We start from the raw sequence: 26418 nt of genomic DNA on the forward strand, positions 1-26418 counted from the left end.
TTGCGTGTTTGTCGTAAGGCCTCTTGGACAGTTTCTGCTGTCAATCGCTGCTGCGCTGCATCGATCTCTGTCAATAGCGCTGCGAAATCACTACTTCGATCAAAGAGGCCAACGAAATTGCTTCCCTTAGGCTCCTCGACACGCAGAACATGAGCACTGCCACCGCCATCGCGCACCTCAACAGCCAAACTATCAAGAGTGGTTCTACAACTTTCGCGTTCGGGAAACAGGTAAACCCCGTCTCGCAGCACAGCGGCACCTGCTGCTTTGAGCGCGCGCCACATGCGCTGACGCAAAGTCGCGTTTTCGGTAGGCAAGGAAACTATAAAGGATAGCCAATTATTCATGACACTAATTCTACATATTTGTAGATATAGTGTCAATTTAATATCATATTGCTACATTTTTTAAAACTGTGGGGGTGCGTTTCGGACTGCGTAGACGGGGTTTCTAGCGTGTAAATGAGCAGGTTTTGCCTCTGGTGGCAGATAGCCTCTGGGCACCTGCACTGTGGATATGGGCCGAAGTCCGCGAGTGGTTTTTGCTAAACCCCTTAAAATCAATGGGTTACTTGCGGACTGATCGAGCGAGTTTTTGTGTGGCATTGGGTAGCAAAGGAGACTGCACCGCGGCGGTTTGGCGCCTGGTGAGACATCAACCGCATGCAATGAATGTAGTTCACCATACTGATGTGTAGGGGAAGCGCCATTTTCGGATATCGTGGAAGTCTCTATATGACCCGGCGGGCTGTCTATTTCCCTCGGTCTAAAATATATATCCCCCGCAGATCGGGTTGAAATCGGGCCAAACGGCTGTCGCGTCAACCCATTGAGCTGCGGGGGATTTTTTATGGGCGCGGCTTTGGCTCTAGGATTGACATAGTCAAACTTAAGTCTAGATGACTCGCTAAACCACCGCATTGAGGAGTAAGAGCTTGAGCAGGGTTTGGCTCAGCAGCAATCAGTCGGCCACAAGAGGCCCTTGCTCACGAGAGGTAGGCGCCGCTGGCAAGGGCAGGAATCTCACCTGGCCATCTTCGTATGATTAGTACGACGTCTTTGCTGACCACCAGCCAACGGACACTGGGTCTATTTTACGGCCAAAGTGTCTCAACAATTGAAACAAGAAATAAGGTGTGGGCTTATCAAGCCACGGTACGATGCTCAATAGCGAACTATTGCGGCCGTCCTAACGTCCGAAACGTTTTAGCCGCATCACCCACGATCAGATTGTAGAGCGATATTTACAATCTCATCACATGCCAGCCCCTAAACGCGGTATTGCCAAGTTCAGCTGAGACGCATAGCATGGGAATACGTTAATAGGTCCTCCCTCGGTCAAGAAAATGGTCATTGCATGTTTGTTGTAATTTTTAGAGCAAAAATTGCGAAACTTGATGATGAGTACAGCAGAATCGCCCAGAGATTGCGGGACTTGGCCTTGACGGAGTTTGGCTGTTTAGAATTCCATGCCGTGACAGAGGGTGATCATGAAATCGCTTTGTCGTATTGGCCTGATCAAGACAAAATTCGCGCCTGGAAACAGCACGCAGATCATTTAATCGCTCAAGAACTTGGAAAAAAGAACTGGTACGAGTCTTACTCAGTTCAGGTTTGTGAAGTCAAACGCCAGTACAACTCAATTATTTAGTCACTAATGACCAAACGATGAAAATTATCCGTAGCAAAGAATTTAGTGCTGATCGCCCATGGGGAGCTTTAGATATTGCCAACATGAGCGGCATCACCACACGCCTGCACTGGACTGACCAGCCATACAAATGGCACATCAATGACGGTGAAGAGATTTTTGCTGTGTTGGATGGTCGAGTTGAGATGAAATATCGAATCGATGGACAAGAAAAATCCACAGTCCTGGATACAGGCGATATTTTTTACGCATCCGTTGGCACAGAACACGTGGCTCACCCAATAGGTGAGGCTCGAATACTTGTCGTAGAAAAAGCAGGTAGCGTATAGGTTGGCTGTTTACTCGCAACTATTGACTCGTGTAACCGAGTTCAACCGCTGGTCATCCCAAAGCGCCGGCGGATCCACCGCAATATCAAACAGCGTCAGATGGTCCGGCAACGCGTCGTCCAGAATTGCTTCGACAATGTCAGGCGCAAGCACTGTCAAATTCATCATACGACTAACGTAACTATTATCGACTCCCTCCTGAGCCGCGATCTCTCGCAAAGAACTCACCTGCCCTGATTCCAGCATTGCCAGCCAGCGATGCCCTCTGGCCAAAGCCAGTTGCAACGCTGTGGGCGCAATACCCCAAGGCCTCGGCTCACCCGCTTCCCCGTTGGGCAGCGTAATCAGCTTACGACCTGCGCATCGCTTGAACTGAATTGGCACCGAGAGCGTGAGACGGCCATCGCTCGACTCAATGACTTCCGGCGTGCCATTTTTATGGATGTGTAAACCGCTCATGCTGCAACCTCCTCGTGCATGACCTGCAGGCGGTCGGCTTGCAATTCCAGAACCATTTTCTCAAGCCCATTGGCGCGCAGACGCACATCCAGCTCGGTTGGTGAAACAATTACCTTCTCGACTAAAAGGCGCACAATGCGCGCTTGCTCGGCAGGAAATAGCTGATCCCAAATCTCTTCAAGGCGGGTCATCGCAACCGTGGCTTTAGCCTCGTCCAGACTAGGATCTAGGCTGATCGCATGTGGCAGAACCTCGGCCAGCAATTCTGGTGAGCGTAAAAGGCCTCGTAATTGCTCAAGCACTGCAGACTCAAGCTCTGCCGCCGGCATGCGTGGCAGGCCCGATGCGCCCGCGTACTCTTTGACATCTCGCTGCGGGATGTAATACCGGTAGCATCGGCCGCCCTTTTTTGTCGAGTGAAACGGTGACAAGGCACGACCATCATTTCCAAAGACGATTCCTTTGAGCAAGAAATCAACCCTCATCCGTGTCTGGCCGCCTCGGGCCCGATGATTGGTCGACAAAATCGCCTGAACAGAATCCCAAAGCTTACGATCAATGATGGGCAAATGCTCAGCCGGGTACCACTGCTCTTTATGGCGCAACTCACCTAGGTAGGTTCGGTTGTGAAGCAGTTTATGGATCAGCCCTTTGTCAATCGGCTTACCCTCTCTGACTCGCCCATCCTGGGTGGTCCAGGCCTTAGAGGTTGCGCCGTCTAACTGAAGCTCTTTGACCAACTTAGTACCCGACCCCAGCTCAACAAACCGTTCAAATATTTGCCGGATGAGTTTTGCTTCTTTAGGGTTGGGCACTAAGCGACGATTGTCAACGTCGTACCCCAGAGGCGGTACGCCCCCCATCCACATGCCCTTTCTTTTACTGGCTGCGATTTTGTCCCGAATGCGCTCGCCGGTCACCTCTCGTTCAAACTGCGCAAAAGACAAAAGCACGTTGAGCATGAGCCTGCCCATTGAGGTCGTAGTGTTGAACTGTTGAGTGACAGACACAAAGGACACGCCCTGCCGCTCAAAGACCTCAACCATCTTTGAAAAATCAGCCAAGCTGCGGGTCAAGCGATCAATTTTGTAGATAACAACCACGTCGACTTTTCCGGCCTCAATGTCTGCGATCAGTCGCTTGAGTGCCGGGCGCTCCATATGGCCACCTGAAAAAGCCGGGTCGTCATAATCATCGGCAACCGCGATCCACCCCTCGGCTCGCTGACTGGCAATGTAGGCGTGACCTGCATCGCGCTGGGCATCGATCGAGTTGTACTCCTGATCAAGACCTTCTTCGCTCGATTTGCGCGTGTAGACAGCACAGCGCACGCGCTTTTTAAAGGTATCGCTCATGCTCGGACTCCCTTTTTAGGCGAAGTCTTTGTCTCGGGTCTGGCGCGTAAGCCGAAAAATAAGGGCCCCGACCAGCGTGTTCCAGTAATTTCATAGGCGATTTTTGACAGGCTTTCGTAGGGCCGGCCATCAAACTCGTAGGTTCCGTCTTGCGCGGCAATCACGTGATATTGCTTGCCCTGATAGCCGCCCACGTCCGAGCGCAGATCAAGTTAGGCAAGAAGCGCGCAGACGGATCGTCAGAACTTGATCACCTTCGCGCACTAGAAAAGTCAACCGGCAAGACTCCTCCAGAATTAGAAGTGCCTGCGATTCCGGCGGGTAGTGATTACCTCCTGAGAGTATTTATGGAGCTTCATTGCTCGCGCCCCGCAGGCGGCATGAGCATAAGTCCCATTCTATTTAGTGAACTACTCGCCTATCAGCAGGTTTTTAAGGTCGAGCTCTCGCCCTTTGAAGTGGAGACGATTGTTTTTATTGATCGCGCAGCAATCCAAGAGATGACGGAAAAATGAGCATATCAGTCGGCACCCTGACAATCGAGATGGCGGCTATCACGCCAGAGCTCGTTGCCCGAGCCGACGAGTTTAATGACAAACTCGCAGAGATTGGAACGGCCGCCAAAGGTGCCAGTATGACCATTGCCAGCGGTTTGCTGCCAATCCTCCAAGCCCTCGCAGAAGAATTTACAGAATCCAAGCGCACCGGCGGCGCGCTATCCGTGCTGGTTGAAGCTATTGCAGTGGCCTTCGAGGCAGTCATCGTTATTGTTGCAAACGTAGTCTATGTTTTGAAGCAAATTGGCCTTGAAATTGTTGCTATTGGCAAGCAGCTTGGAGCGTTGGCAACTCTCGACTTTACAGCGTTTGCCCAAATTGGCGAGGATGCAAGAGCTAGTGCGGCAGCGGCAAAAAAGGATATTGATGCGTTTTCGGAGAGCATCTTAACGGCAAGAAAAAGAGCCGAAGAGCTAGACGCAGTCAAGCGCGCCAATAAAGTTGACGATCAAGAGTCGGCAGCGGAGGCGCAAGCGGCCGCAGCAGCGGCTAAGTCTGCAAAAGAATTTATCAACTACAAGAAAGAAGGCGCAGACTCGTATCAAAAGATGATCGACAAGGCCAACGAGCTTGTAAGTTCGATTCAGTTTGAAACAAACGCGTTGACGATGTCGAATGTCGAAAAAGAGACGGCCATTGCTTTGCAAAAGCTGCTAAGTCTCGGAATCAAAGAAGGCACTGAGGACTGGAAAAAATATTCTGAAGCCGTAATCTTTGCGACGATTGAAAAAGAGCAGATGCAAAAGCTCGTTGATGATCGCAAGAAGATCGACGAAAAAGCAATCGCAGACAGGCTCAAAGCAGAAGAAAAATACGCCGACGAAATCAAGCAGATCAACAATCAGATCGGGCAATCGTTGACCGACGCACTAATTGAGGGTGGGGTAAGCGCTAAAGATTTCCTGATCAAAATGTTTAAGACGATGATCTTGCGCCCGATGCTTCAGCCGATTATCACTGGCATGGTTGGCGGGTTTACGACGGCCGCGCTACCTGGTGCGGCGGGAGCAGCAGAGGGCTCCACGGGCGGCTCTGTCGGTGGGTCAATGGGTATGCTCAGCATGGCAAGCACCCTAAAAAGCGCCTATCAAATGGTCACCGGTGGTTTTGCAGCGCTGGGGTCAACGGTAGCCTCCGCCGCAAGTGATTTCGGAGCGTCATTGATGGCGTCCGCTGGTGAGGCAGGCGGGTTAATGGCAGATGCAGGGGCAAATCTTGTGATGTCCTCTAGTACCATCGGCGCGGCCGCGTCTTCGTTTGCAGGCATCGGCGCCGGCCTTGCGATCGGTAATCTCATCAGCGACGGCAAAGATATTGGCGGCACGAGTCCGTGGCTAGCAACCGGCGCTGGCACAGCAATCGGCTTTATGGTTGGTGGGCCACTGGGCGCAGCAATCGGCGGAGTCGTCGGCGGCCTGGCCAATGCGGCTTTTGGCACCGGCAAAAAAGTGATCGACGATACTGGCCTAAAAATCACTTTTAACTCGATGGGCAACACCATCAAGCAATACGAAGACTGGAGCAAGAAAGGCGGCTGGTTCAGCGGTGGCAAAAAAGGCACAGACTTAAAAGCTGTCGACTCAGAGCTTCAAAAATACTTCGATACAAGCGTGGGCGCTGTTGCCCTCTCGGTTCGCCAGTACACAGACATTCTGAAACTACCCGCGCGCGACCTGACACAATTCTCGCTAGATATTGAGCGCAGCCTTGAGGGTCTTTCGCCAGAAGAAACCAAGAAGGCAATCGACGAAACTATTAAGGCCTACGCAGATGGCTTGGCTACCTTCGCAGCAGCCGAGATCGCGCCCTTCCAACGCGCAGGCGAGGCGTTCTCGGACACACTCGCCCGCTTAGGCTCTGGCCTGAAGTTGGCAAACGACACCCTAGGCATTCTTAACCTCACCCTCTACGAATCTTCAGCAGCGGGAGCTAACGCAGCCAGTAAGCTCGTTGAGGCCTTTGGTAGTGTCGAGAAATTCGTGGCTGCAACGGATGCGTATTATCAGAATTTCTACACGGCTCAAGAGCGTGCGGATAAGACAGCCGAAAGCCTGGGCAAAGTATTCACCGAGCTTGGCCTGTCAATGCCAGCCACGAACGCGCAGTTTAGGTCAATGGTCGAGACGGCACGTGCAGCAGGTGACGATACTTTATTCGCCAACCTGATTAAGCTCGCGCCAGCATTTAGCAATTATCAAAAATCCCTTGTGGAATTGCTTGGAGCGACCACTAAAGTTTCTGGCGGTATTGCTTCAGTAGCAAGCGATATTTCCTCGGTAGCCGATAGCCTATACGCAGCCGTGGATGCTGCATTTCAAAATGTTCAAAGCTCGATTCAAGCAGAGCAACAGGCGGCAATCAACGCAATTGAGCGCCAGCTCGCAATTGCCGAAGCTCAAAAGAGCGTGGCCCAAGAAAATGTTGACTCACTCACTTCCATCTTTGACTATTTAACAAGTCAGATCAATGACCTGACTGGCGCAGTGGCCTCAGCTCAGTCGGCGGCTGAGGGTGCTGCGTTTATTCGAAGCGCAATCGAGGCTGCCAATAACACTGGCTACTTACCGGATCAGAAGGCCTTAGAGGCTGCCGTGGAGAGCGTGCGCGCCGGAATGGCTGCCACAACCTACGCCTCGAGTTATGAGCAGAAACTAGCTCAAATGAAACTTGCTGCGCAGTTGTCGGATTTAAATGGTGTGGCGCAAGAGCAAAAAACGACAGCAGAACTGCAGCTCGAGGTCGCCACAAAGACCATCGACGATCTCAACGCTCAAGCTGCCGTCACTAATGCTTTTTATGAATCCCAGCTGATTTACGCACAAGCGCAAGTCAACGAGTTGCGAAACGTCAACGGCTCGGTGTTGACCGTTGCTGGTGCTATGGCCGCTTTAGGCGCCGCAATTGATGCAGCCAGAAGTCAGGGCGGCGGCGGTGGTGGCGGTGGTGGCAGTGGAGGCACTGGCGGTGGTGGCGACAGCAGCCGAACAGATCAAATTAACAGCATGTACCAGCAAATCCTCGGGCGAAATGCGGAGTCGGCCGGCCTAGATTCTTGGAATAACTCTGGCTTGTCCATCGACCAGATCCGCGAGGGAATTGCCAATAGTGCAGAGGCAAAGGCCAAGGGTTACGCCGTTGGTGGCTATTACCCCGGCGGCCTAGCAATGGTCGGCGAGAACGGCCCCGAATTGATTAACTTCAATCGCCCGGGCCAAGTCTATACGGCCACACAGACCGCAGAGCTTATGAGCGGTAGCAGCCTTGCGGCTGAGATCCAGGGCCTCAGAGCAGATATTCGGGCGCAGTCTCGGTCAAATGCCCAGATTCAAATTCGCACGGCTAAGGTGCTTGAGCGCTGGGAGTATTCCGGACTGCCTGATACCAGGGTTGAAGTATGACCGCACTTGTCATCGTTAAGCCGATCACCATCACGGACGCAATGCTCACGTCCTCAAACGTGACAGAAGCAGACTATTCGGCCTGGTCAGGCGCCACGACCTACGCGCTTGGTGCTCGCGTCATCATCGTAAGTACCCACAAGATTTATGAATCGCTGCAAGCCTCGAACCTTAACAAAGATCCGCTGACCCAGCCCTTGTGGTGGGTTGAAGTCAGCCCAACAAATCGCTGGTCTTGCCTGGACACCTCTGTTACCACGCAGACAAAGAAAGCGACAAGCATTGTCTACACGCTTGCACCAGGTGAGGTCGTTAATGCCTTGGCAGCCTTGAATCTAACGAACGCAACTTCAATAGTTATTTCGATGACAAGCGTTTTGGGCGGGGGCTCTGTATTTTCAAAAACGATCAGCCTGGCTGCTGTACCTCTATATCCCGCCTGGTGGGCGTGGTTTTACGGTACAAAAATTGCTCCAACTCAATCTGTCAGCGTTGATCTGCCGAGCTATGTGGACGGCATCATCACGGTGACCATTAGTGGCGGCACAAGCCTTGCTGTTGGCGTTCTGATGATCGGGCAACAGAGGGCTTTCGGTGCTGGCATTCAATACGGCGCACGCGTGGGCATTCAAGATTATTCGCGCAAAGAAAAAAATGACTTTGGCGATACCGTACTTGTTGAGCGAGCGTTTGCCAAGCGCGCAAATTTCGATCTGATTCTTGAAAAATTCGAAACCGATCAGCTGCAAAACTTTTTGGCCGAAATTCGCGCAACGAATGCGCTTTGGATTGGCTCTGACGAATATGAGTCAACCATAATTTTTGGGTTTTATAAAAGCTTTGACATTCTGATCTCTTACCCAACGAGGTCGGACTGCTCGCTTGAAATCGAGGGATTGACATGACAATGACACCACTACCAGTAGCACCGTTGCCAACAGATAGTACGACAACTTTTAACTCACGAGCCTTTGCCTTGGTTGCGGCACTAGGTGCGTTTGTGACGGAAGCAAATGCGCTCGAAGTTACAGTCGATGCAGATGCATCAGCGGCCAATACAAGTAAAAATACTGCGGCAACGAGTGCCACAAATGCAAGCGCCAGTGCAACTGCCGCGGCCGCAAGCGCGACGCTTGCGACGACTAAAGCAACAAGCGCCACCACCAGTGCCACGAGTGCCTCAACAAGCGCAACTCAAGCTGCACAAAGCGCCGCTGATGCTTTAACAAGTAAAAATGCGTCCGCTCTAAGTGCAACTCAAGCTGCCTCGTCTGTCAGCGCACAAAATATTCCGTCTTCGCTCATTGGGCAAAGACTAAAAATATTGAAAGTAAACAATGCTGAGACGGGATACGACTTAGCAACTTCTGTTGCGGCACCGCGATTCTACGGGTTTGCTCTTTCAGCAGACAGCACCGAGATTCTCTTAAGTGAAGAGAATTCTGGTGCGCTCATTTCGTCAAACTATTTAAGCTGGGTTATTTCAGAAAACGTGAGCTTCTCGATCGTAAATAATGAATTGGCGATAACGCTATGAATATCGATATTGCGAAACTTGGCTATCGCTGGAAAGGCGTCTATTCCCAATACCTTGCCTATAGCGACAATGATGTCGTGTACCAGAATGGTGGTGCATACGTCATTAAAAACGGTTTGCCGGTGGCCTTTGGTCTTGGGCAGCAAATGGCAATCAGCGCGGGTCAAGTGCTGACGGGCGACGTCGCAGTGAGCGGCGTGCCTGACACGGCCTTGCATAGCAACGGCGCAAACTCAATGGAGTTTCGGTTCATGGGTGGGCGCAATGGTGTCATTGCCACGGCCTTAATGACCACGGATCGCATGGAGTGTTCGGGCAACCAGCTATCGAATAATTACATGTCAGCGATTATGAGTGACGGCTCTGTGCGAGTTTGGGGCTTAAGGTCTAACGGCCAAGCCGGCACTGGACTTTACAGCACTGAAAATCACACGTTCCCGACTCGCGTTGCTTTCCCCCCTGGCACGCCCCGCATCAAACAAGTCGTATCAAACTGGAACGACACTTACTTTTTGGATGCGAATGGTGCGGTGTGGCACTGCGGTGCTAACCGTGGCGATTATATGTCTGGGCGCAACACCTCGGGCGCGACAGGTATCCCTACAAAAATTAACGGCTTTGGCGATCTTGGTGCTACCACTGTCATCACAAAGATTTTTCAAAGTAATGGCTACGGCAGCAGTCCTTCGATGTTCTTGCTAGATAACTTGGGTCGCGTGTATTGCTGGGGCTACAACGGCTACGGCAATTTAGGCAATGGCACAACAAACAATATTCTGCTCCCCTACCTAATTCCGTTTACAGGCACAACGCCGATCAAAGATATTTATGCAACGGGGCGGTACTCTGCGTCATTTTTAATTACCAACGCTGGAATTATGTACACGGCCGGTGAAACAAATACGTCTTTGTATGCAGGGGTAAACCGCGAGTTTCGACCAGTCATGCCTTGGGGTTTTAACAAGACGGTCAAGCAAGTGTTTGGTTGTGAGACTTACTACATTGTCGATGGCGAGGGCAACACAGCTCCTATCAGGCGCTACGGAGCCGTGCTGGACAACGGCGAGATGTGGTGCTGGGGTGATGCTGGCGGCAGCTACAACGATGGTTTTGGTATTTCTTACACCTCGGCCGCGTACCAAACAAACCCAATTTATCCAATCAAGGTTTTAGATGGTGTGGCCTTTGGCCAAGCGAATGCTGGCTGGAACACGATGATGGCCTTGATGAATGACGGGACTGTGAAATGGACTGGGTACAACGGCCAGGGTATCGGCGGTGCCTTAGCAAACCGACAAACGTGGGTCACAATCGGCGATACGTTTTTAACTAACGTCACCAAACTTCGGATGTACGGGTATGGGTCTTACTCGACTGCGGTGGCGCTGCGGTCTGACGGGAAAGTCGTTGTTTGGGGCTATGGCGGCAATGGTCACGTGGGCGATGGCTACAACACCAGCACAAACTATCCAAACAAATTTTTATTGATTGATAAAACTGTCGTGGACTTTGAAGCGGGCACTAATTTTGGCGCGGGCGGAGGCTCTTTGTATTGCCTGACCTCAGATGGCCAAGTGATGACGCATGGCTTAGGTTCGTACGGGACCGGTGGCGATGATGATTCTGAATCGCGCTTTGCCCCAGCACCAATAATTTTTTAAAGGAAAGATAAATGACAACCGTGTCACTCGGTAAAGTAGCGTTCAGATGGCGTTCAACTTACAACGCCGCAACGACTTATATGAGGCAAGATGTTGTTGCGTATTTGGGTAGCACTTTTGTGTGCGTTGCCGACAATACAGTGGGCGTGACCCCCAATGACGCGCATGTGTCGTGGGATTTGTTTGCGCAAGGTACAACGGGCGTGTCCACTAGCAGCGGTCAAATTCTCTACAACAACGGCTCAGGCCTTGTTGCCCTGGTGGCCGGAACTGTTGGCCAAGTGTTGACGGTTGGGGCTGGCGGCTTACCTGTATGGGCAACGCCACAAGTACGCTCGGCAACCAAGGTCCTAAAGCTTCCTGAAAACGCGTCTGGGACTCAACCCAATTCGTACCGCAAGTTTGGTGTCATCATGACCGACGGTTCGGTGCGCGCTTGGGGGCAGCAAAGCTACTATTTGCTTGGTGATGGCACAACATTTTCACGCTCATACCCAACGCGCACAGCCTTTCCTCCGGGCTTTCCGGGTGCCTCAAAACTGTATTACTGGTATGACATGCAGGCTGCCTGTATCGATAGCAGCGGCAAGCTCTGGCTTTGGGGCAATAACGATTATGGCTCTTGCGGAAATGGAAACCTGCTTGTCACGCGCGTGCCATTTAATGCCAGCGCAGATTCTTTAAACTCAATTTTTGGAAAGACCGTCACACAAGTCGCTCTCTCTTGTGGGGTGCAAAACGCACTAAGCACTGTCGTATTGTGCAGCGATGGAACCGTACATGCGTGCGGGTACAACGCTTACGGCCAGCTTGGCAACGGTAGCACTACCAACGCCTCGCGTTTTGCGCAGCTACCAGTCCTAGCCAACATTTCTCAGATTGCCTCAGGCCGAGAGGCCTATACGTCTTATTACGCCATTACTAGCGCTGGTGCTTTGTATTCCTGGGGCTACAACGGTGATGGCCAGCTTGGCGACGGTGGCACCACAAATGCAACTATTGCGACGCTGCGCACTGGCGGCACATTGTCAGGCAAGACGATCAGGGCGGTCTATGCTGGCCCGAATTATGCGATGGCCGTCGATAGCCTTGGTAACTTGCATGCCTGGGGTACAAACACCTATGGTCAGTTAGGCAACGGCACATTATCCAATCAATTTACGCCGGTTCAATCTGTTGCTACTGGCGTGTCAGATGTTTATATCGGCCAGTACGACTATCCAATTACTTACATTAAAAAGACTGATAACTCGCTCTGGGCTTGTGGTTACGGAGAATATTGGGGTAATGGCGTCACGCCCGCTGCAACAAATACAGGGACGTTTACTCAAATTTCTTTTGGCGGCACGGGCATTACAAAAGCGATCCACGGCGGCAACGGAAGCTATAACTTCGGCGCTGCACTGCTCACCACCGGCGTTGTGCGGGTGTGGGGCTACAACGGCAACGGCGCGTTAGGCGTTGGTGACACAACAACAAGAACAAACGCAAACAGTCTGATGCTTACGGGCAATCGCACAGTTGTTGATATTTGTGCCTACGGGAGCAGCTCTGAGCAAGGCATTGTCCTGCTGTTGGATGACGGACAGCTTTGGGCGGTTGGTTACGGCGGCGGCTCCCAATTACCAGAAGACGACAGCGAAACCAGCTATACGCCGATGCCTGTGGTGTTTTGAGTAAACGGCATACGACCGCTTTTTATCCCCCTTAGCCACTTCTTGTGAGGCGCAGCATGGCTGAAGAAATTACGCATAAAGAGATTTACGAGCGCCTTGTCTCGGTTGAGGACAAGGTCGACCGCATTGATGAAAACACCAAAGAGGTCACCACAGCCTTTGCCGCTGCTAAGGGGGCCTTCATTGTTCTTGAACTGATCGGCAAGATTGCCAAGCCCATTCTTTGGATCGTTGGCGTCTGTTCAACAATTGCACTGCTCTGGCAGGAGTACTGGAAAAAATGATTACTTTTGATGAAGCCTTTGATCGTCTGATCTCTCACGAAGGTGGCTACAGCGATGATCCACGTGATTCAGGTAACTGGACAGGTGGTGCGCAGGGAGTCGGTCAGCTAAAAGGGACCAAGTTTGGGATTGCTGCCTGCTCCTATGGCTACCTCGATATCAAGAACCTGAGCCTTGAAGAGGCCAAGGCCATTTATCGACGTGATTTTTGGGAGGTCTGTGGTGTGGCGCACCCAGCGATCAAGTTTCAACTATTTGATGCCTCGGTCAACCACGGTCGAGGTAACGCCATTCGCTTCTTGCAGCGGGCTGTAAAAGTTGCTGATGATGGTGACTGGGGCGTGAAGTCGCAGGCGGCACTCGAGTCGATGGAGGCCAATGATGTTTTGCTGCGCTTTGTTGCCTATCGCCTGAAGTTTTGGGCATCACTGCAAAAGTTTGATATCTACGGTCGTGGCTGGACCAACCGGGGTGCGGACAACCTTCTTTTTGCGGCCGAGGATAACTAGATGGCCGAGCCCGCCGATCGGTGGCGCAATCGTAGAAAGATGGCCTGGCTCTCAATGCTTGCTGGGCTTCTTTTCCCGTTGCTTTTATTAGTGACTGAATCGGCGCAGCTCGGCCAGATTGCCACACCCTTTTATGTTTTCGTTGGGATGGTGGTGACGGCTTACATAGGTGGCGCCGTGGTCGATGATCACTGGCAGCAGGAGATGAAATGATTTGGCTACTGGCAAACCGGTATGTTTTAGTTGCAATTGCCCTTGTCGCGGCAACGTCGGGCCTGTGGGCCTACGGAAAGTATCAGTACCACGTTGGCTACCAGGCCGCTGAAAACGTGCGCCACGTGGCCGACCTTGAGTCGTTTAAGTCCGAGTCCCTTCGCCTGCAAGGTCTATCCCAAAACCTCGAGCTGCAGCTCACAGCTTTGCGTGAAGCTCAGCCAAAAATCATTGAAAGGTTTAATCGTGTCATCATCGAAAAACCACTGCCTGCTGATTGCGTTATTGATTCTGACAGGCTGCGCGAACTCAACGCCGCCATCTCGACCGCCAATTCCAGCAAATCTGGCCAGCCCTTGCCCGGCGGTCGTTAGTTTTACGTCGGCGTCTTGGGATGAATTGATGAAAAGCTATCTGAAGCTGGTGATCCAATATTCTGAGTGTGCTGGCAAACATGCTGCGGTAAGCGATGTCAATAAATAGGATTTAGTACTTTGACCGCCGCGATAGTATCTGAAAGTCTGCGCTGTGGATATGGGTCGAAGTCCGCGAGCGGTTTTTACTAAACTTATAAAAATCGATGGGTAACTTGCGGACTGATCGAGCGGTTTTTTATCTGGCATTGGCAGGCTAATACCCTTTAATTGGGCAATAAAAGTAATTAGCTGTGCGAATGCCGATGATGAACGTCTGGGAAATGTGCATGCTTGTGTTTGAGTTTTGTATGCAGGTGATCATGTGTGTGAGGCTCAACGCCATCCCATTCAACATCATGGAGATGCTGGTGGTGCTCGTCATGATGGTGAGCGTGTCCATGAGAAAGTTCCTCATGGGTATGCTCATGCGCATGACGCTCGGTCAGATGCAACCAAACGCCAACCGACATCAAACCAGTAGCAATCCAAAAGGCCGTGCTGGTGGATTCACCAAACACGGCAATAGCGATGGCAGCTCCTACAAATGGTGCCGTTGAAAAATAAGCGCCGGTTCGCGCGGTTCCCAGTTCGCGCAGTGCCAGCACAAATAAAACCAAGCTCAAGCCGTAGCCGAAGAACCCGATTAGCAATGCCGACGAGAGCAGCGGCAAAGCGGGCCAGCTTGCCCCGAGCGCAAACCCGAGGCCCGTATTGACACATCCTGCAACCATGCCTTTGCTCCCTGCTATGAACAAGGCATCAGAGGCTGAAACTTTGCGCGTTAAGTTATTGTCTATCGCCCAAGCAAGGCAAGCGCCGGCCAATGCAAGCGGCCCGATGCCAGAGACAACAGCTTCACCACTGGGCCATGCTAAGACGGCTCCACCCAAGACAATCAACGCCATACCCAAAACGATTCGGCGGTCGGTACTTTCTCTAAACACCAGCCAAGCCAGAACGGCTGTCAGTACTGATTCCAGATTCAAAAAAAGTGAAGCAGTGGAAGCTGTTGTGTGAGAGAGCCCTACCATTAGCAGCAGCGGGCCCAAAACCCCACCGAAAGTAATCGCACCCAACAACCAAGGCCACTCTTGGCGTGCAATGCCTGAGGGCTTCCAGCCTCGATCACGAATCAGCCGGATCAACGCCAAGCCGAAGCCGCTGCCCAAGTAAAGTAAGCCCGCCAGCAAAAATGGAAGGGATGGGCTCTGCCCTTCCCCCAGAAGTTGTTTCGCAAAGGGCGTGCTGGCTCCGAACAAGATGGCCGCCCCCAAGGCTGGCAGTGCAGCACGGTGTAGGCCGCTCATGCAGAAGCCTTTCGACACATACAGTAAATAAATTGCTGGTCGGTGCCAAAGGGTGTGTGGTGGAGCTGCTCTTCGTGCTTGAGCAAGACAAATTCATTTCCGAATTCGGCATGCAATGCTTCGGGTGCATAGCGCATGACGGGTAAACCACTGCATTGGGTCGGCCCATTGGCACCAAAGGTGGCCATGATGACATGGCCTCCGGGCTTAAGAGCGCGGAGTACTTGTTTGACATACTTTTCTCGAGCTTCGTCAGTCGTTAAAAAGTGAAAGACGGCACGGTCATGCCAAATATCAAAGCTGTGGGGTTCAAAGACCGCGAGGGTTATGTCAGCCACCATCCATTGAATACTGCTGCCGCGCGAGCCAAGACGGTATTCGCTTTCAGCCAGAGCCGCAGCAGATAAATCCAGCAAAGTGATATGGTGATAGCCATCGTCTAAAAGATCATCTACCAGGGTGGATGCACCTGCACCGACATCAATGATGGCTACGTCGCGACTCAATCCGGTTTCACGAATCAGTCGCATTGACGTTTCTGCATGCGGCTCAAACCAACTGACGCTATCTGCAGCTTTGGTTGAGTAAACCTGCTCCCAATGATCTTTGCTTTTCATGCTGACCTCCTTCACGGGCTTCAACCCAAGTGGGTATGACGTTCCGGTTTTTGTGACGTTTCCATGGCTGCTAGCCCCTGCAAAATGCCGCAATCATCCACCGCTTGTTCGGTCTGGCACCGTTGGCGTAATCCGGCCAGTTGTTCCTTCAGGTGCAAAAGTTCCCGGATGCGCTCATCTACATGGGCTATGTGCTGGTCAAAGACTGTGTTGATGGCACCGCATCCTTTGGCAGGTTGATCGGATAAGTCCAACAAGGTGTGTATTTCCTCATGACTCATGTCGAGCGCCCGGCAGTTTCGAATGAAACGCAAGCGCTCCAGATGGGCTGGCCCATAAACACGAAAGTTGCCAGTAGTACGCACGGCTTCAGGTAGCAAACCCTTCTTCTCGTAGTAGCGTACTGTTTCCACCGTGGTCTGAGCAACCTGGGCTAATTCGCCGATTTTCATGGCATGTTCCAAATAGTTCTTGACTCTATAGTAACTTCAGGTTGCATGATAGGACAAATTTAAATGAAAGGTCCATCATGACTAAGCATCGCAATCACAATCACGAACACGCCGCAGATGCCTGCTGCAGTGCGTCGAATATGAATATTGCCTCACAACGCCGACCAGTACACGAAAAAAATGAGAGCGTCAGCTCGGGTGTCCAGACACTCATACGGATTATGCAGATGGACTGTCCGACGGAGGAGGCGCTATTACGCAAGAAGCTAGACGGCATGGCAGCCGTCACAAGGATGGAGTTCAACCTCATGCAACGGGTGCTTACCGTCACCCATGCCCCGCAGGCGACAAAGTCAATTCTGGAAGCCGTTAGGTCCTTGGGTTTCACGCCAGAGATTGTGGACGGTGAACATGAAGAACCCAAACAGGAGCCAGTCAAGCCATGGTGGCCGCTAGCCTTGGCTTGTCTTGCCGCCATCGGTTCGGAACTCGTGCATTGGCTCGAGTTTCCTGTTGTAGTGGCAGCTGCGCTTGCATTGATTGCCGTTTTGATGTGCGGTATCAGCACTTACAAGAAAGGCTGGATAGCCATCCGCAACGGCAATCTGAACATCAACGCTTTGATGAGTATTGCTGTCACAGGCGCCTTAGTATTGGGGCAATGGCCTGAGGCCGCCATGGTGATGGTCTTATTTACGATCGCCGAGTTGATTGAAGCGAAGTCTTTGGACCGGGCACGCAATGCGATTCGTGACCTGATGCAACTCACACCGGAGACTGCCACCGTCCTGGAGAAAAATGGTGTCTGGCAGGAGGTACCAGCAAAATCTGTTTCCGTGAATGAGCGGGTAAGGATTAAACCGGGAGAACGCATCGCCTTGGATGGCACGATCGTTAGCGGACACTCGTCAGTGAATCAAGCACCCATCACAGGGGAAAGCCTACCGATAGACAAGCAGTCGGGCGACCCGGTTTTTGCCGGGACCATCAACACATCCGGCTCTTTCGAGTACCAAGTAACGGCCGCCGCAGGCGACAGCACTTTGGCACGCATTATCCACGCAGTGGAAGCAGCTCAAAGTACGAAGGCACCCACTCAACGGTTCGTAGACAAGTTTGCCCGAATCTATACGCCTACGGTGTTTGCCTTTGCTCTGGCCATCGCCATCCTGCCACCTTTGTTGATGGATGGTGAGTGGTTCAACTGGATCTACAAAGCCCTCGTTTTGTTGGTGATTGCATGCCCCTGTGCGCTGGTTATCTCTACGCCCGTGACCATCGTCAGCGGTCTCGCTGCGGCCGCACGAATGGGAATCTTGGTTAAAGGCGGCGTATACCTTGAGCAAGGCCGTAAATTGGAATGGCTGGCGTTAGATAAAACGGGCACGATCACCCACGGCAAACCAGCACAAACGGACTTTTTTTCGTTGAACGGTTGGAATGAACGCGACGTCAGAAGTCTCGCTGCCAGCTTGGCCGTGCGATCAGACCATCCTGTCTCAATCGCGTTGACAAATGCAGCCAAGCTCGAGGGGATAGAACTGCGAAACGTAGAAAATTTTGAAGCGCTACCAGGCCGAGGCAGTAAAGGAGTAATTGACGCAAAACTTTATCACCTGGGTAATCACCGCCTGATTCATGAACAAGGACGCTGCTCAGATGATCTGGAGGCACGCCTCTCAACATTGGAAGCTCAAGGTAAAACGGTGATTATGCTGGCTGATGAGCAGAGCGTGCACGGTGTATTCGCTGTAGCGGACACTGTAAAAGAAAGTAGCTACCAAGCCATTACGGAACTACATGCGCTCGGTATCAAAACCATCATGCTGACCGGCGACAACGTGCATACGGCGCGAGCCATCGCTAATCAGGTTGGGATTGATGAAGCGCACGGCGACCTGCTACCAGAAGACAAGTTAAAGGCTATTGAAAGTCTTCTCGGTAAAGCAGTTACCGTTGGTATGGTGGGTGATGGTATCAATGATGCCCCTGCACTCGCCATTTCAGACATCGGTTTTGCAATGGGAGCAACAGGCACCGGCACGGCCATTGAGACGGCAGACGTTGCGTTGATGGATGATGACTTACGAAAATTGCCACGCTTTGTGCGCTTATCACGCAACACCCATTCGATACTCGTTCAAAATATTGTTTTAGCCCTTGGCATAAAAAGCATATTTTTAACTTTGACCGTACTTGGTATGGGGACGATGTGGATGGCAGTCTTTGCTGATGCAGGTGCAAGCTTGTTGGTGGTTGGCAACGGCTTGCGTTTGCTACGCGTTAACAACTGACAGAAACGATTTAGATTTAAATTTCTTAAAATGCCTGCCTACACAGTTACGTATCGGCAGGCGCTAATCATCAGTTACTTCAAAGTAAAACGAACATTGACGGGCGCTTTGCCCGGTTGAGACACTGTCACTACAACCTTTGCATTCGCAATCTTGAAAGAGCCTGTAGCCTCAAACCTAAGCCCAGCCGTTTTTAACTCCACCTCCTGCTTCTCAGCACCTTGCAGGATAGTCGCCTTGGCTGTCGAACGTGAAATGTCAACGGGTTTGCCGTGATCGCTGAGATACAGCAACAAAGAATCTGCTGTTGCAACAAACTCAAAGGTGATATCTTTGACTTCTGCTACTGCACCACCATATACAGGTTTTAAATCATGCCCACTAGCGGCATAAACAATTCCTGAAAAACTCATCACCAAAAAAGTAAATAATTGTATAAGCTTCATTTGCTTTCCTTTTATTGAAAAAAATTAAAGTGCTTCAACATCTTTGCTCAACATCAAACGCTCAGAATCTTTACGACCAAACATCCAAAACATAACGGGGGTTAAAAAGGTATCCAATAAAGTAGAACTAATTAATCCCGAAAAAATTACTACCGCAACAGGATGCAATATTTCTGTCCCCGGACGCTCTGCTTCAAAAAGTAGAGGGGCAAGCGCAAAGGCAGTCACCAGGGCAGTCATCAACACAGGCGATAAACGTTCCATCGACCCGCGCAAAATCATCTTATGATCAAAGTTTTCTCCTTCAACTCGCATTAGATTAATGTAATGACTGACTTTTAAAATGCCGTTACGCACAGAGATTCCGGCCAGTGTAATGAAGCCGATCAGAGCGGCGATTGACATTGGTTGCCCTGAAATCCAAAGACCCAAGACCGCACCTACAAGAGCGAGTGGGATATTCGACATGATTAGCACTGATAACGTGACGGATTGATAGCGGCTATAAAGAACAAGAAACATTAGGGTTAATGAAACAAGCGATAGCAAGCCAACTAAGCGGGATGACTCTTCCTGTGCTTGAAACTGTCCACCCAACGTTATGAAATAGCCTTCGGGGAGCTTGGATTCAGCGACGACCTTTCGAACATCCTCAATAATGTCTGAAAGAGCACGTCCTTGCGCGTTAGCAGAAAGAACAATTCGTCGCTTTCCATCATCTCGACTGATCTGATTGGGGCCGTCACCATCCTCAATCGTCGCGATTTTATTTAGGGGGATTCTTCCATTTGGTGTTTCGATAAGAATTTTTCCAAGTCCATCGAAAGAGCGAGACGACTCTGGAAGTCGCAAAACCAGAGCAAAGCTTCTACTCCCCTCTACGATTTGAGCCAACTTCTCACCTTCAATCAGGCTTTGAAGAGTGCTTAAAACCTGAGGTGTAGACAAACCGTATTGTGCTGCTGCGGCATAGTCAATTCTGATCTTAATTTGTGGTGACAAAACTTGTTTTTCAATTTCAAGATCTGTCATGCCTGATATGCTACTTAACTTTGATCGCAACAAATCGGCCTGTCCCCGCAAAGTATCCAGATCATCGCCAAAAATCTTGATTGCAATTTGAGACCGTACTCCCGAAAGCATATGATCAATTCGATGAGAAATTGGCTGCCCCACAGATATAGCTGCCGGCAAATTGATCAGCTTAGATCGAATATCTGCAGATATTTCTCCCATTGAACGAGTCAGTTCGCCAGCCGGCTTCAAACCAATATCCAACTCGCTTACATGCACTCCTTCAGCGTGTTCGTCCAGTTCAGCGCGACCGCTTCGACGGCCTACGTGAATGACCTCCGGAACTTGTTTAACGAGCGTTTCAGCCTTTCGAGCGAGAGAGGAGCTCTCTGCCAAAGTCACTCCTGGATTAAGACGCAAACCAACCAGCAAAGTGCCTTCATTAAAGGGCGGCAAAAATGTCTTTGAAAAAAAGGGTAAAGCAACCATCGATGACAATACGGCTACGGCACCCACAATAATTGCCGACCTAGGATAATTGAGCACACCCTGCAACCAAAAGTAATACTTCTTTTTCAACCAAGCAAGCAATCTGGTGTCGCCATGATTCAAATTTTTCATACTAGGCAGTAAGTAGTAGGAAAGTACAGGCGTAACCGTGACTGACACCACCAACGATGCAAGCGTGGACACAATAAATGCAATGCCAAGGGGAACAAATAAACGTCCTTCCATACCCGGGAGTGCAAACAAAGGCAAAAACACAAGAACAATAATTACGGTTGCATATAAAATTGCTGATCGAACTTCTAGCGAAGCACGCACAACTAACTCGAGAATGTTTAGTTGATTTTGCGGATGCTTTGCCCGATCTTCTTTCAGTCGGCGCATGATGTTTTCGACATCCACAACAGCATCATCAACCAATCCACCAATCGCGATTGCTAGCCCTCCGAGGGTCATCGTATTAATTGAAAGTCCAAAATATTTAAATACGAGCCCCGTGACAAAAATCGAAACAGGAATTGCTGTCAGAGCAATCACCGTTGGACGTAACGTCCCTAAAAAGAAAAATAAAATAACAGCAACAAATAGCGAGGCTCCAATTAACTTTCCTTGTAAGGTGTTTATTGACGCTTCAATAAAGCTAGCTTGACGGAATGTCACCTTGGGTGAGTCCATGCCAGCAGGTAATGACTGTTTCATGTCTGCCAGAGCGGCTTCGATCAAACGGGTCACTTTAATTGTGTCAGCCGTCGGTTGTTTTTGTACGCCCAAAATAACTGCTGGCTTGCCTTCGAAACCGGCATCTCCTCGCTTGATAGCAGGAGAAAAAGTAACCTCTGCGATTTGTTGCAATAAAATTAGCTGACCATTTAGACCGGGTAACGAAAGAGTCCTAAGATCTTCAAGGCGAGAAGTACGACCAAGGTTACGGATTAAGTACTCGCGACCATTGAGTTCAAGAAATCCTCCTGAGGTATTGGATGAAAATCCCTTGAGTGCCTTTTCTAGCTGCTCATGAGAAATTCCAAGTTCAAACATGCGTACTGTGTTGGGCTGGACTTGAAATTGACGGACTTCGCCTCCGATCGGGATAACCTGAGCTACGCCAGAAATAGCCATCAATCTCGGTCTAAGTACCCAATCCGCATACTCACGAACCTGCATCGAAGATATTTTTGCAGTGTCAATTGGGATAGCGATCTGCATAATTTCTCCCATAATGGAACTGATCGGCCCCATTCTTGGCACTACGCCTGACGGCAAACTCTGTTCCATTGAAGAAAGTCGCTCAGTCACCATTTGCCTTGCGCGAAAAATTTCAGTGCTCCAGTCAAAAGTGACGTAAATGAAAGATAGGCCAGCACTAGAGACCGAGCGAATGCTTTCAACTCCAGGAAGACCATTCATGGTGGTCTCTAATGGAAAAGTGATGAGCTGCTCAACCTCTTCAGCAGCCATGCCTCCGGCCTCGGCCATGATGGTCACAGTCGGTTTATTGAGATCTGGAAATACATCTACCGGGGTGCGCGAAAGAGTGAAAGCACCGTAGACCATAAGAACGAGACTCGCAACAAGAACGAGCAATCTATTTGAGAGACTATAGACAAGTATCCACTTAAACATGTTATGGCATCCTTATCGAATCTGATTGATGAGTGTGGCGGCTCGCACAACGACAAGCTCGCCATCATTCAGCCCAGAAGTAATTGCTACGTTCGCTCCATCCAATGGTTCAACCGTGACCGCTCTTGGTTCAAATTGTTCGGGCGTCTTTTTAATCCAAACAATATTTTGATTGGCCGGATTTTTCATCAAGGCAGTCACTGGCAAGCGATACGCCTTAACTGTCTGGGTATTTTGTGCAAATACTTTGACAGGCTGCCCAATTGCCAAGCTTGTTGAGGGTATGCTGCTTAAGCTAAAAACAATTGGTACTGCTTGCCCACGCATCACACGGCCCACACCAATAAGGTTAAGCGGAATACTTTGATCAGCAACTTTGATGTACGCGTGAGCAATATCGTTTGCAATACTTAAATCAAATGTAAGGGCTTCGATCAGCAGTCGCGCTGGATCAACGATTTCAAATAAAGTTTCTCGCGAATCCACTACCTGACCAGAGACGACGTTTGATGAAGCAATGAAGCCAGTGACTGGTGATCGCACTTCCTCATTTGCTACCGCAGCCTCAGCTTCATCAATCACCTTGCGCGGTACCGTATCCGTTAACTGGCGAAGACGTTGCAGACGAGTTTCTGCTAAAGACTTATTTGTTTGAGTGGCCTCTGAAACGACATAAACCAGTATGTCTCCTCTTTGCACTTTCTGCCCTAGTAGAGGGAATCCTTGCGGGCCGGGAGTCACGCGTCCGGCAACGATTGTTTGTGCTTTTCCACCAAAATTAGGATTCATCACAACCGTAGCATTTAGCTCTACCGCCCGTGACAAATTATCCTTTGTGACTAGGATCGTCCTGACTCCGATTTGCCTTTGCGTTGGCTTAGGGGCAAATACTGTCCCATCAGGAAGCCGCTTTGGACCTCCAGTATTTTCAGAGATAGGGGCCGCTCCGTGGTCGTGGCCTTCTCCTGCCAATACGATCGACGAGAAAAACAAAAAATACAATACTGTCAACAACTTAGGGAATTGAATTTTCATGCGATATCTCCATTGCGATCATGACGTGAATGTCGCACCCGTTGAATCATCAGTAAGAGCAGTAAAAAACCTACCGCCAAGGCTCCAAACCAAAAAACATATTGTTTCCAGTACGTGCTCGCTCCTTGCGATTCCAAGGCGTCTGGCGCATGCACATCAATTGTTCCGGTTAACAGATCGCTGACTGATCCGGCGATGACGGTTGCCAAGATATTTGTTGTGCCCTGGGGTAGTTCTTTCGTTAGTAGAACTTCGAACTCACCCTCGTCAATACGAGTGACGGGAACTTGTACGCCATCAATTTCAATATTGAGCTTTGCGTTCAATACCGGGCTACCGTCTTTGTGGTGATCCAAATAAAGGATAAGTTGCTTTTGATTAACCACGCCAACGAGTTCGAAATCCTCGGATATTGCATAGAATCGCAGCATATTCATGCTCGGTACTGCGGTTGGTGTGTTTCCGTGCGAATGACCTTCACCAGAAAAAGCCAGCGGGGTAATAAAGCTTAAAAAAAGTGTGCAAGTCAGGCTATAAAAAACTTTCATTAATTGCTCCTCAGTATCATTCTGGAAGTAAGCCAAGGTTTTGACGTAGCGTAGACACAGCTGCTGCTAGATCAATTCGGGCTCGGCTTGCACCGCGTTGCGCCTCTACAGACTCAAGCTCAATTCGTAGGCGGGTAGGTAAATCTGTTTCGCCAAGGCGGAAAGATTTCTCAAAGAAAACGCGTGACTCTTGTGCTAGTCGAGCGCGTTTTTCGGCAGCCACTAATTGCAAACGCGTAGACTCGACAAGAATTTTTGATGCTTCAAGATCGGCGGCAAGTCGCTCTTGCTCTAACCGCATCTGCGACTCTGATTCCAAAGCTTCCGCTTGAGCTTGTCCTATCCTTGCCCTGTCACGACTTCCTGAGCCGAACGGTATTCGTACGCCTAGCGTGATTGACTGTTGCCACGACTCTCCGTAAACCCCTCTTTCCCGTGTCGTACCAAGGAAAACTTCAGGATTTTTCCAGTTTTGTGCACTTGCAAGATCTGCGGTGCGGCGAGCAACTTGAGCGCGATCAAATAACTCCTTAACTGCAGGATGATTCGCATCGAGTTTAGTAAAGTCAGCTGGTAGAGCAGGCATCCGCTCTGGTGTTTGCTTTACATTTGAGTTTGGCAATACGCCAGTCAATGACCGAAGATGTTGGGTTGCACTCGCTAAGCGGCTTTCTGACTCTGCTTGGGCCACCTCAGCAGAGGCAAGTGCACCACTCGCTTGATGCTGATCAGATAGTGCAAGATCACCAGCGTTCACTCTACGTCTTACGTCAGCCGCCAGTTTCTTAGCGTTTACGACTCTGGCGTTAGCTAGTGCCGTCTCATCTCTTGCGCGTTGCCAGTCCCACCATGCGGTTCTAAGGTTCTGTGAAGTGCGAAGCTGTGCAGCACTGACACGACTGCTCACTGAACGCAGTTCAGCACCTGCAAGCTCACTTGCTCGCGATTGTTCACCTGGCAACCAGAGAGGTAGAGTCACGCCCGCCACGTACTCTCTTCGACCCTGATCACCAGTCACCTGGTCGGACTGTGTAAAGAGATCTAACGAAGGTGGTTCTGCAGTCCACGAGTTGGCAACTTCTTGCCTGGCTTGTGCGGCATTACGACGAAGTGTGGCTGACTTGGCTTCAGGTTGGCGATCCCACGCCAGTTCGAAGGCTTGTTTCAGGTCAAGGGGTGTATCAGTATTGTTGAACTGTGCTTGTTGAGCCCACAAAGCAGAGTTAAAAAATATACACAATATAAACATCCTAGCGATGTATCTGCCAGGGGAAGTAACTAAAGGATTTTTTTGACGCATCCGATTCTCCATTTAAAAATGAAATAAAGAGAATCGGCAGAGCAGAGCCCAAAAAGGGCCGTGTCGTCTGCTAGCCTGAAGCTACAGACGCTTAAAAAGCGCTAGGTGATTACGCCAGCTCTGCCGATTAAGCAGAGACGAGCCAGTTGGGGCGTTCAGGTTGAAGGCCTGGTGGCGAAGTAGCGTGAATGGATCGTGAGGAGTTGACAACGAGTGTAGCAAGCACGATCGTTGATGGTGCCAAAGTACTCAATGCAGCAAGACACCCTGTATGGCAAACCGAGCAATCGATATCACCAGTAGAAAATTTCAACTTAGATAATGACTGTTGATCATCTTTGTGTTCATGATCATGGTGGCCAAAGTGTTGTGCATTTGTTATTTCTTCATGCTGACAATAGGTCGCCGATACTGCCCAACTGGACTGTATCGGAAAGCAGATCAAAAGAAGAATGAGAAACAAAAAACGCATATGAGAAACAAAAAATTAATATTTAATTTTATCAGATAATGTTTATTGTTAAATCCCTGGTGGGACTTTGCATCAAAGCAGGTGGATTCGCATACGAAGTGCAACTCGACTCTTCCAGCCGAAACAGAAATAGGGACGCTGATTGAATTTCATAAATATCGAATTGACCTGGCCATAAATCTGACATGTTAGTAAGTGATCCATAAATCCCAACCTAGGCACACGATAAAAACTGCATGACGCTCTCTTGCTGCGAACATAAAGTGAGAGGAACATTGATTGGATTCCGCACCTTTCCACAGCCGTTATCAACAGCCCTTACCTCTTGAATTACCAACCTTTTTATTTAGTCACCACCCCACCACCATTACCGCACATACCAACCCTTCGGGGTTGGTATTTTTTTGGCCGTTGGTTTGGGTTCATGCGGGTCTGTGGGGAGGGTTGCGGACTGCGGAGACTGGGGTTCGGGGCGGTAAATGAGAAGGTTTTGTCTCTGGGGGCGGATAGTCTCTGTGAGTCTGTACCAGTGATATGGGTCGAAGTCCGCGAGTGGTTTTTGATAAACCCTTTAAAATCAATGCGTTACTTGCGGACTAATCGAGCGAGTTTTTCTGTGGCATTGGGTAGCGAAGGAGACTGCGCCGCGGCGCAGATATCCTAAGCGCGCTACTCTAAATCCGATGGTTGCCATTTGTGCGTTTCGTCCTGACAGTCCAAGCACCAACGATAGAGCGCGTCGTAGATCACCATACCGTG

27 protein-coding genes are annotated in these 26418 nt (G+C 50.3%); 15 read left to right on the forward strand and 12 right to left on the reverse strand.

The features are described 5' to 3' along the window. A partial coding sequence (locus tag WBJ47_RS14170) for a Chromate resistance protein ChrB (protein WP_424585369.1) occupies positions 1-347 on the reverse strand: 347 nt, incomplete at its 3' end. Positions 348-1356: 1009 nt separating this feature from the next. Between WBJ47_RS14170 and WBJ47_RS14175 the strand changes: the two genes are divergently transcribed. Together WBJ47_RS14175 and WBJ47_RS14180 are read left to right on the forward strand one after the other, a co-directional pair. After that, a complete protein-coding gene (locus tag WBJ47_RS14175) occupies positions 1357-1650 on the forward strand; it encodes an antibiotic biosynthesis monooxygenase family protein (RefSeq protein ID WP_422245179.1) in 294 nt (97 codons plus the stop codon). A 17-nt stretch (positions 1651-1667) separates the two neighbouring features. After that, complete coding sequence (locus tag WBJ47_RS14180; RefSeq protein WP_422245181.1) at positions 1668-1979, forward strand: cupin domain-containing protein; 312 nt, start codon at positions 1668-1670, stop codon at positions 1977-1979. Between the two features lie 9 nt (positions 1980-1988). Here the strand turns inward: WBJ47_RS14180 and WBJ47_RS14185 are convergent, their stop codons facing one another. From WBJ47_RS14185 to WBJ47_RS14195, 3 genes are read right to left on the reverse strand one after another with little or no spacing between them, the layout of a single operon-like run. Continuing rightward, the gene (locus tag WBJ47_RS14185) at positions 1989-2438 is read right to left on the reverse strand and encodes a LacI family transcriptional regulator (protein ID WP_422245183.1); all 450 of its coding nucleotides are present in this window, start codon (positions 2436-2438) and stop codon (positions 1989-1991) included. Then, entirely contained in the window at positions 2435-3793 is a 1359-nt protein-coding gene (locus tag WBJ47_RS14190) for a recombinase family protein (RefSeq protein WP_424585370.1), read from the reverse strand. The genes WBJ47_RS14185 and WBJ47_RS14190 overlap by 4 nt, the downstream gene beginning before the upstream one ends. Continuing rightward, a complete protein-coding gene (locus WBJ47_RS14195; RefSeq protein ID WP_424585371.1) occupies positions 3790-3987 on the reverse strand; it encodes a DUF2924 domain-containing protein in 198 nt (65 codons plus the stop codon). The genes WBJ47_RS14190 and WBJ47_RS14195 overlap by 4 nt, the downstream gene beginning before the upstream one ends. Between WBJ47_RS14195 and WBJ47_RS14200 the strand changes: the two genes are divergently transcribed. From WBJ47_RS14200 to lysC, 11 genes are read left to right on the forward strand one after another with little or no spacing between them, the layout of a single operon-like run. Beyond that, positions 3943-4308 carry a phage tail assembly chaperone gene (locus WBJ47_RS14200; RefSeq protein ID WP_422243807.1) on the forward strand — a complete coding sequence of 122 codons (366 nt, stop codon included), beginning with the start codon at positions 3943-3945 and terminating at the stop codon, positions 4306-4308. The genes WBJ47_RS14195 and WBJ47_RS14200 overlap by 45 nt on opposite strands. Continuing rightward, positions 4305-7748: a DUF4214 domain-containing protein gene (locus tag WBJ47_RS14205; RefSeq protein WP_424585372.1), complete on the forward strand. Its 3444-nt coding sequence runs from the start codon at positions 4305-4307 to the stop codon at positions 7746-7748. Before WBJ47_RS14200 ends, WBJ47_RS14205 begins: the two co-directional genes overlap by 4 nt. Continuing rightward, the gene (locus tag WBJ47_RS14210) at positions 7745-8653 is read left to right on the forward strand and encodes a carbohydrate-binding protein (protein WP_422243805.1); all 909 of its coding nucleotides are present in this window, start codon (positions 7745-7747) and stop codon (positions 8651-8653) included. The genes WBJ47_RS14205 and WBJ47_RS14210 overlap by 4 nt, the downstream gene beginning before the upstream one ends. Then, complete coding sequence (locus tag WBJ47_RS14215; protein ID WP_422243804.1) at positions 8650-9285, forward strand: hypothetical protein; 636 nt, start codon at positions 8650-8652, stop codon at positions 9283-9285. Before WBJ47_RS14210 ends, WBJ47_RS14215 begins: the two co-directional genes overlap by 4 nt. After that, complete coding sequence (locus WBJ47_RS14220; protein ID WP_422243803.1) at positions 9282-10946, forward strand: RCC1 domain-containing protein; 1665 nt, start codon at positions 9282-9284, stop codon at positions 10944-10946. The genes WBJ47_RS14215 and WBJ47_RS14220 overlap by 4 nt, the downstream gene beginning before the upstream one ends. A gap of 11 nt (positions 10947-10957) precedes the next feature. Further along, a complete protein-coding gene (locus tag WBJ47_RS14225) occupies positions 10958-12622 on the forward strand; it encodes an RCC1 domain-containing protein (protein WP_422243802.1) in 1665 nt (554 codons plus the stop codon). A gap of 56 nt (positions 12623-12678) precedes the next feature. Next, complete coding sequence (locus WBJ47_RS14230) at positions 12679-12906, forward strand: hypothetical protein (protein WP_290238029.1); 228 nt, start codon at positions 12679-12681, stop codon at positions 12904-12906. Beyond that, entirely contained in the window at positions 12903-13415 is a 513-nt protein-coding gene (locus WBJ47_RS14235) for a glycoside hydrolase family 108 protein (RefSeq protein ID WP_422243801.1), read from the forward strand. Before WBJ47_RS14230 ends, WBJ47_RS14235 begins: the two co-directional genes overlap by 4 nt. Beyond that, positions 13416-13628, forward strand: a complete 213-nt coding sequence (locus WBJ47_RS14240; RefSeq protein ID WP_422243800.1) for a hypothetical protein — start codon at positions 13416-13418, stop codon at positions 13626-13628. It begins immediately after the preceding gene. After that, a complete protein-coding gene (locus WBJ47_RS14245; RefSeq protein WP_422243811.1) occupies positions 13625-14002 on the forward strand; it encodes a hypothetical protein in 378 nt (125 codons plus the stop codon). The genes WBJ47_RS14240 and WBJ47_RS14245 overlap by 4 nt, the downstream gene beginning before the upstream one ends. Then, positions 13914-14111 (forward strand): Rz1-like lysis system protein LysC, encoded by a 198-nt coding sequence (gene lysC / locus WBJ47_RS14250; RefSeq protein ID WP_422243810.1) that lies wholly within the window; start codon positions 13914-13916, stop codon positions 14109-14111. Before WBJ47_RS14245 ends, lysC begins: the two co-directional genes overlap by 89 nt. Positions 14112-14289: 178 nt before the next feature. Here the strand turns inward: lysC and WBJ47_RS14255 are convergent, their stop codons facing one another. The 3 genes from WBJ47_RS14255 to cadR are packed head-to-tail and all read right to left on the reverse strand — an operon-like array spanning position 14290 to position 16420. Continuing rightward, complete coding sequence (locus WBJ47_RS14255; RefSeq protein WP_422243799.1) at positions 14290-15351, reverse strand: DMT family transporter; 1062 nt, start codon at positions 15349-15351, stop codon at positions 14290-14292. Further along, on the reverse strand, positions 15348-15968 hold the full coding sequence (locus WBJ47_RS14260; protein WP_422243798.1) for a class I SAM-dependent methyltransferase: 621 nt from the start codon (positions 15966-15968) through the stop codon (positions 15348-15350). The genes WBJ47_RS14255 and WBJ47_RS14260 overlap by 4 nt, the downstream gene beginning before the upstream one ends. A 20-nt stretch (positions 15969-15988) precedes the next feature. Then, entirely contained in the window at positions 15989-16420 is a 432-nt protein-coding gene (cadR, locus tag WBJ47_RS14265; protein WP_422243797.1) for a Cd(II)/Pb(II)-responsive transcriptional regulator, read from the reverse strand. 41 nt (positions 16421-16461) lie between these two features. On the opposite strand from cadR, the gene WBJ47_RS14270 reads away from it, so the two are divergent. Continuing rightward, complete coding sequence (locus WBJ47_RS14270) at positions 16462-18714, forward strand: heavy metal translocating P-type ATPase (RefSeq protein ID WP_422243796.1); 2253 nt, start codon at positions 16462-16464, stop codon at positions 18712-18714. Between the two features lie 74 nt (positions 18715-18788). Here WBJ47_RS14270 and WBJ47_RS14275 read toward each other — a convergent pair whose 3' ends face one another. From WBJ47_RS14275 to WBJ47_RS14295, 5 genes are read right to left on the reverse strand one after another with little or no spacing between them, the layout of a single operon-like run. After that, positions 18789-19160: a hypothetical protein gene (locus WBJ47_RS14275; protein WP_290237967.1), complete on the reverse strand. Its 372-nt coding sequence runs from the start codon at positions 19158-19160 to the stop codon at positions 18789-18791. A 24-nt stretch (positions 19161-19184) separates the two neighbouring features. Beyond that, positions 19185-22304 (reverse strand): efflux RND transporter permease subunit, encoded by a 3120-nt coding sequence (locus tag WBJ47_RS14280; protein WP_422243795.1) that lies wholly within the window; start codon positions 22302-22304, stop codon positions 19185-19187. Between the two features lie 12 nt (positions 22305-22316). Beyond that, positions 22317-23339 (reverse strand): efflux RND transporter periplasmic adaptor subunit, encoded by a 1023-nt coding sequence (locus WBJ47_RS14285; RefSeq protein WP_422243794.1) that lies wholly within the window; start codon positions 23337-23339, stop codon positions 22317-22319. Further along, a complete protein-coding gene (locus WBJ47_RS14290; protein ID WP_422243793.1) occupies positions 23336-23887 on the reverse strand; it encodes a hypothetical protein in 552 nt (183 codons plus the stop codon). The genes WBJ47_RS14285 and WBJ47_RS14290 overlap by 4 nt, the downstream gene beginning before the upstream one ends. A gap of 16 nt (positions 23888-23903) precedes the next feature. Beyond that, positions 23904-25187 (reverse strand): TolC family protein, encoded by a 1284-nt coding sequence (locus WBJ47_RS14295; protein ID WP_422243792.1) that lies wholly within the window; start codon positions 25185-25187, stop codon positions 23904-23906. 751 nt (positions 25188-25938) lie between these two features. Between WBJ47_RS14295 and WBJ47_RS14300 the strand changes: the two genes are divergently transcribed. After that, positions 25939-26142 carry a hypothetical protein gene (locus tag WBJ47_RS14300; protein WP_422243791.1) on the forward strand — a complete coding sequence of 68 codons (204 nt, stop codon included), beginning with the start codon at positions 25939-25941 and terminating at the stop codon, positions 26140-26142. Positions 26143-26418: the final 276 nt, after the last annotated feature.

The sequence above is a fragment of the Zwartia sp. genome (assembly GCF_049655405.1).
GTDB lineage: Bacteria > Pseudomonadota > Gammaproteobacteria > Burkholderiales > Burkholderiaceae_B > Zwartia.

What these genes read in the sequence shown, in the direction of transcription:
- WBJ47_RS14215 (WP_422243804.1), top strand. Translation starts at nt 8,650, where the DNA reads ATGACAATGACACCACTACCAGTAGCACCGTTGCCAACAGATAGTACG.
- WBJ47_RS14220 (WP_422243803.1), top strand. Translation starts at nt 9,282, where the DNA reads ATGAATATCGATATTGCGAAACTTGGCTATCGCTGGAAAGGCGTCTAT.
- WBJ47_RS14190 (WP_424585370.1), bottom strand. Translation starts at nt 3,793, where the DNA reads ATGAGCGATACCTTTAAAAAGCGCGTGCGCTGTGCTGTCTACACGCGC.
- WBJ47_RS14225 (WP_422243802.1), top strand. Translation starts at nt 10,958, where the DNA reads ATGACAACCGTGTCACTCGGTAAAGTAGCGTTCAGATGGCGTTCAACT.
- WBJ47_RS14255 (WP_422243799.1), bottom strand. Translation starts at nt 15,351, where the DNA reads ATGAGCGGCCTACACCGTGCTGCACTGCCAGCCTTGGGGGCGGCCATC.
- WBJ47_RS14230 (WP_290238029.1), top strand. Translation starts at nt 12,679, where the DNA reads ATGGCTGAAGAAATTACGCATAAAGAGATTTACGAGCGCCTTGTCTCG.
- WBJ47_RS14275 (WP_290237967.1), bottom strand. Translation starts at nt 19,160, where the DNA reads ATGAAGCTTATACAATTATTTACTTTTTTGGTGATGAGTTTTTCAGGA.
- WBJ47_RS14245 (WP_422243811.1), top strand. Translation starts at nt 13,625, where the DNA reads ATGATTTGGCTACTGGCAAACCGGTATGTTTTAGTTGCAATTGCCCTT.
- WBJ47_RS14260 (WP_422243798.1), bottom strand. Translation starts at nt 15,968, where the DNA reads ATGAAAAGCAAAGATCATTGGGAGCAGGTTTACTCAACCAAAGCTGCA.
- WBJ47_RS14205 (WP_424585372.1), top strand. Translation starts at nt 4,305, where the DNA reads ATGAGCATATCAGTCGGCACCCTGACAATCGAGATGGCGGCTATCACG.
- WBJ47_RS14295 (WP_422243792.1), bottom strand. Translation starts at nt 25,187, where the DNA reads ATGCGTCAAAAAAATCCTTTAGTTACTTCCCCTGGCAGATACATCGCT.
- WBJ47_RS14235 (WP_422243801.1), top strand. Translation starts at nt 12,903, where the DNA reads ATGATTACTTTTGATGAAGCCTTTGATCGTCTGATCTCTCACGAAGGT.
- cadR (WP_422243797.1), bottom strand. Translation starts at nt 16,420, where the DNA reads ATGAAAATCGGCGAATTAGCCCAGGTTGCTCAGACCACGGTGGAAACA.
- WBJ47_RS14185 (WP_422245183.1), bottom strand. Translation starts at nt 2,438, where the DNA reads ATGAGCGGTTTACACATCCATAAAAATGGCACGCCGGAAGTCATTGAG.
- WBJ47_RS14285 (WP_422243794.1), bottom strand. Translation starts at nt 23,339, where the DNA reads ATGAAAATTCAATTCCCTAAGTTGTTGACAGTATTGTATTTTTTGTTT.
- WBJ47_RS14280 (WP_422243795.1), bottom strand. Translation starts at nt 22,304, where the DNA reads ATGTTTAAGTGGATACTTGTCTATAGTCTCTCAAATAGATTGCTCGTT.
- WBJ47_RS14175 (WP_422245179.1), top strand. Translation starts at nt 1,357, where the DNA reads ATGTTTGTTGTAATTTTTAGAGCAAAAATTGCGAAACTTGATGATGAG.
- WBJ47_RS14290 (WP_422243793.1), bottom strand. Translation starts at nt 23,887, where the DNA reads ATGAAAGTTTTTTATAGCCTGACTTGCACACTTTTTTTAAGCTTTATT.
- WBJ47_RS14240 (WP_422243800.1), top strand. Translation starts at nt 13,416, where the DNA reads ATGGCCGAGCCCGCCGATCGGTGGCGCAATCGTAGAAAGATGGCCTGG.
- WBJ47_RS14210 (WP_422243805.1), top strand. Translation starts at nt 7,745, where the DNA reads ATGACCGCACTTGTCATCGTTAAGCCGATCACCATCACGGACGCAATG.
- WBJ47_RS14180 (WP_422245181.1), top strand. Translation starts at nt 1,668, where the DNA reads ATGAAAATTATCCGTAGCAAAGAATTTAGTGCTGATCGCCCATGGGGA.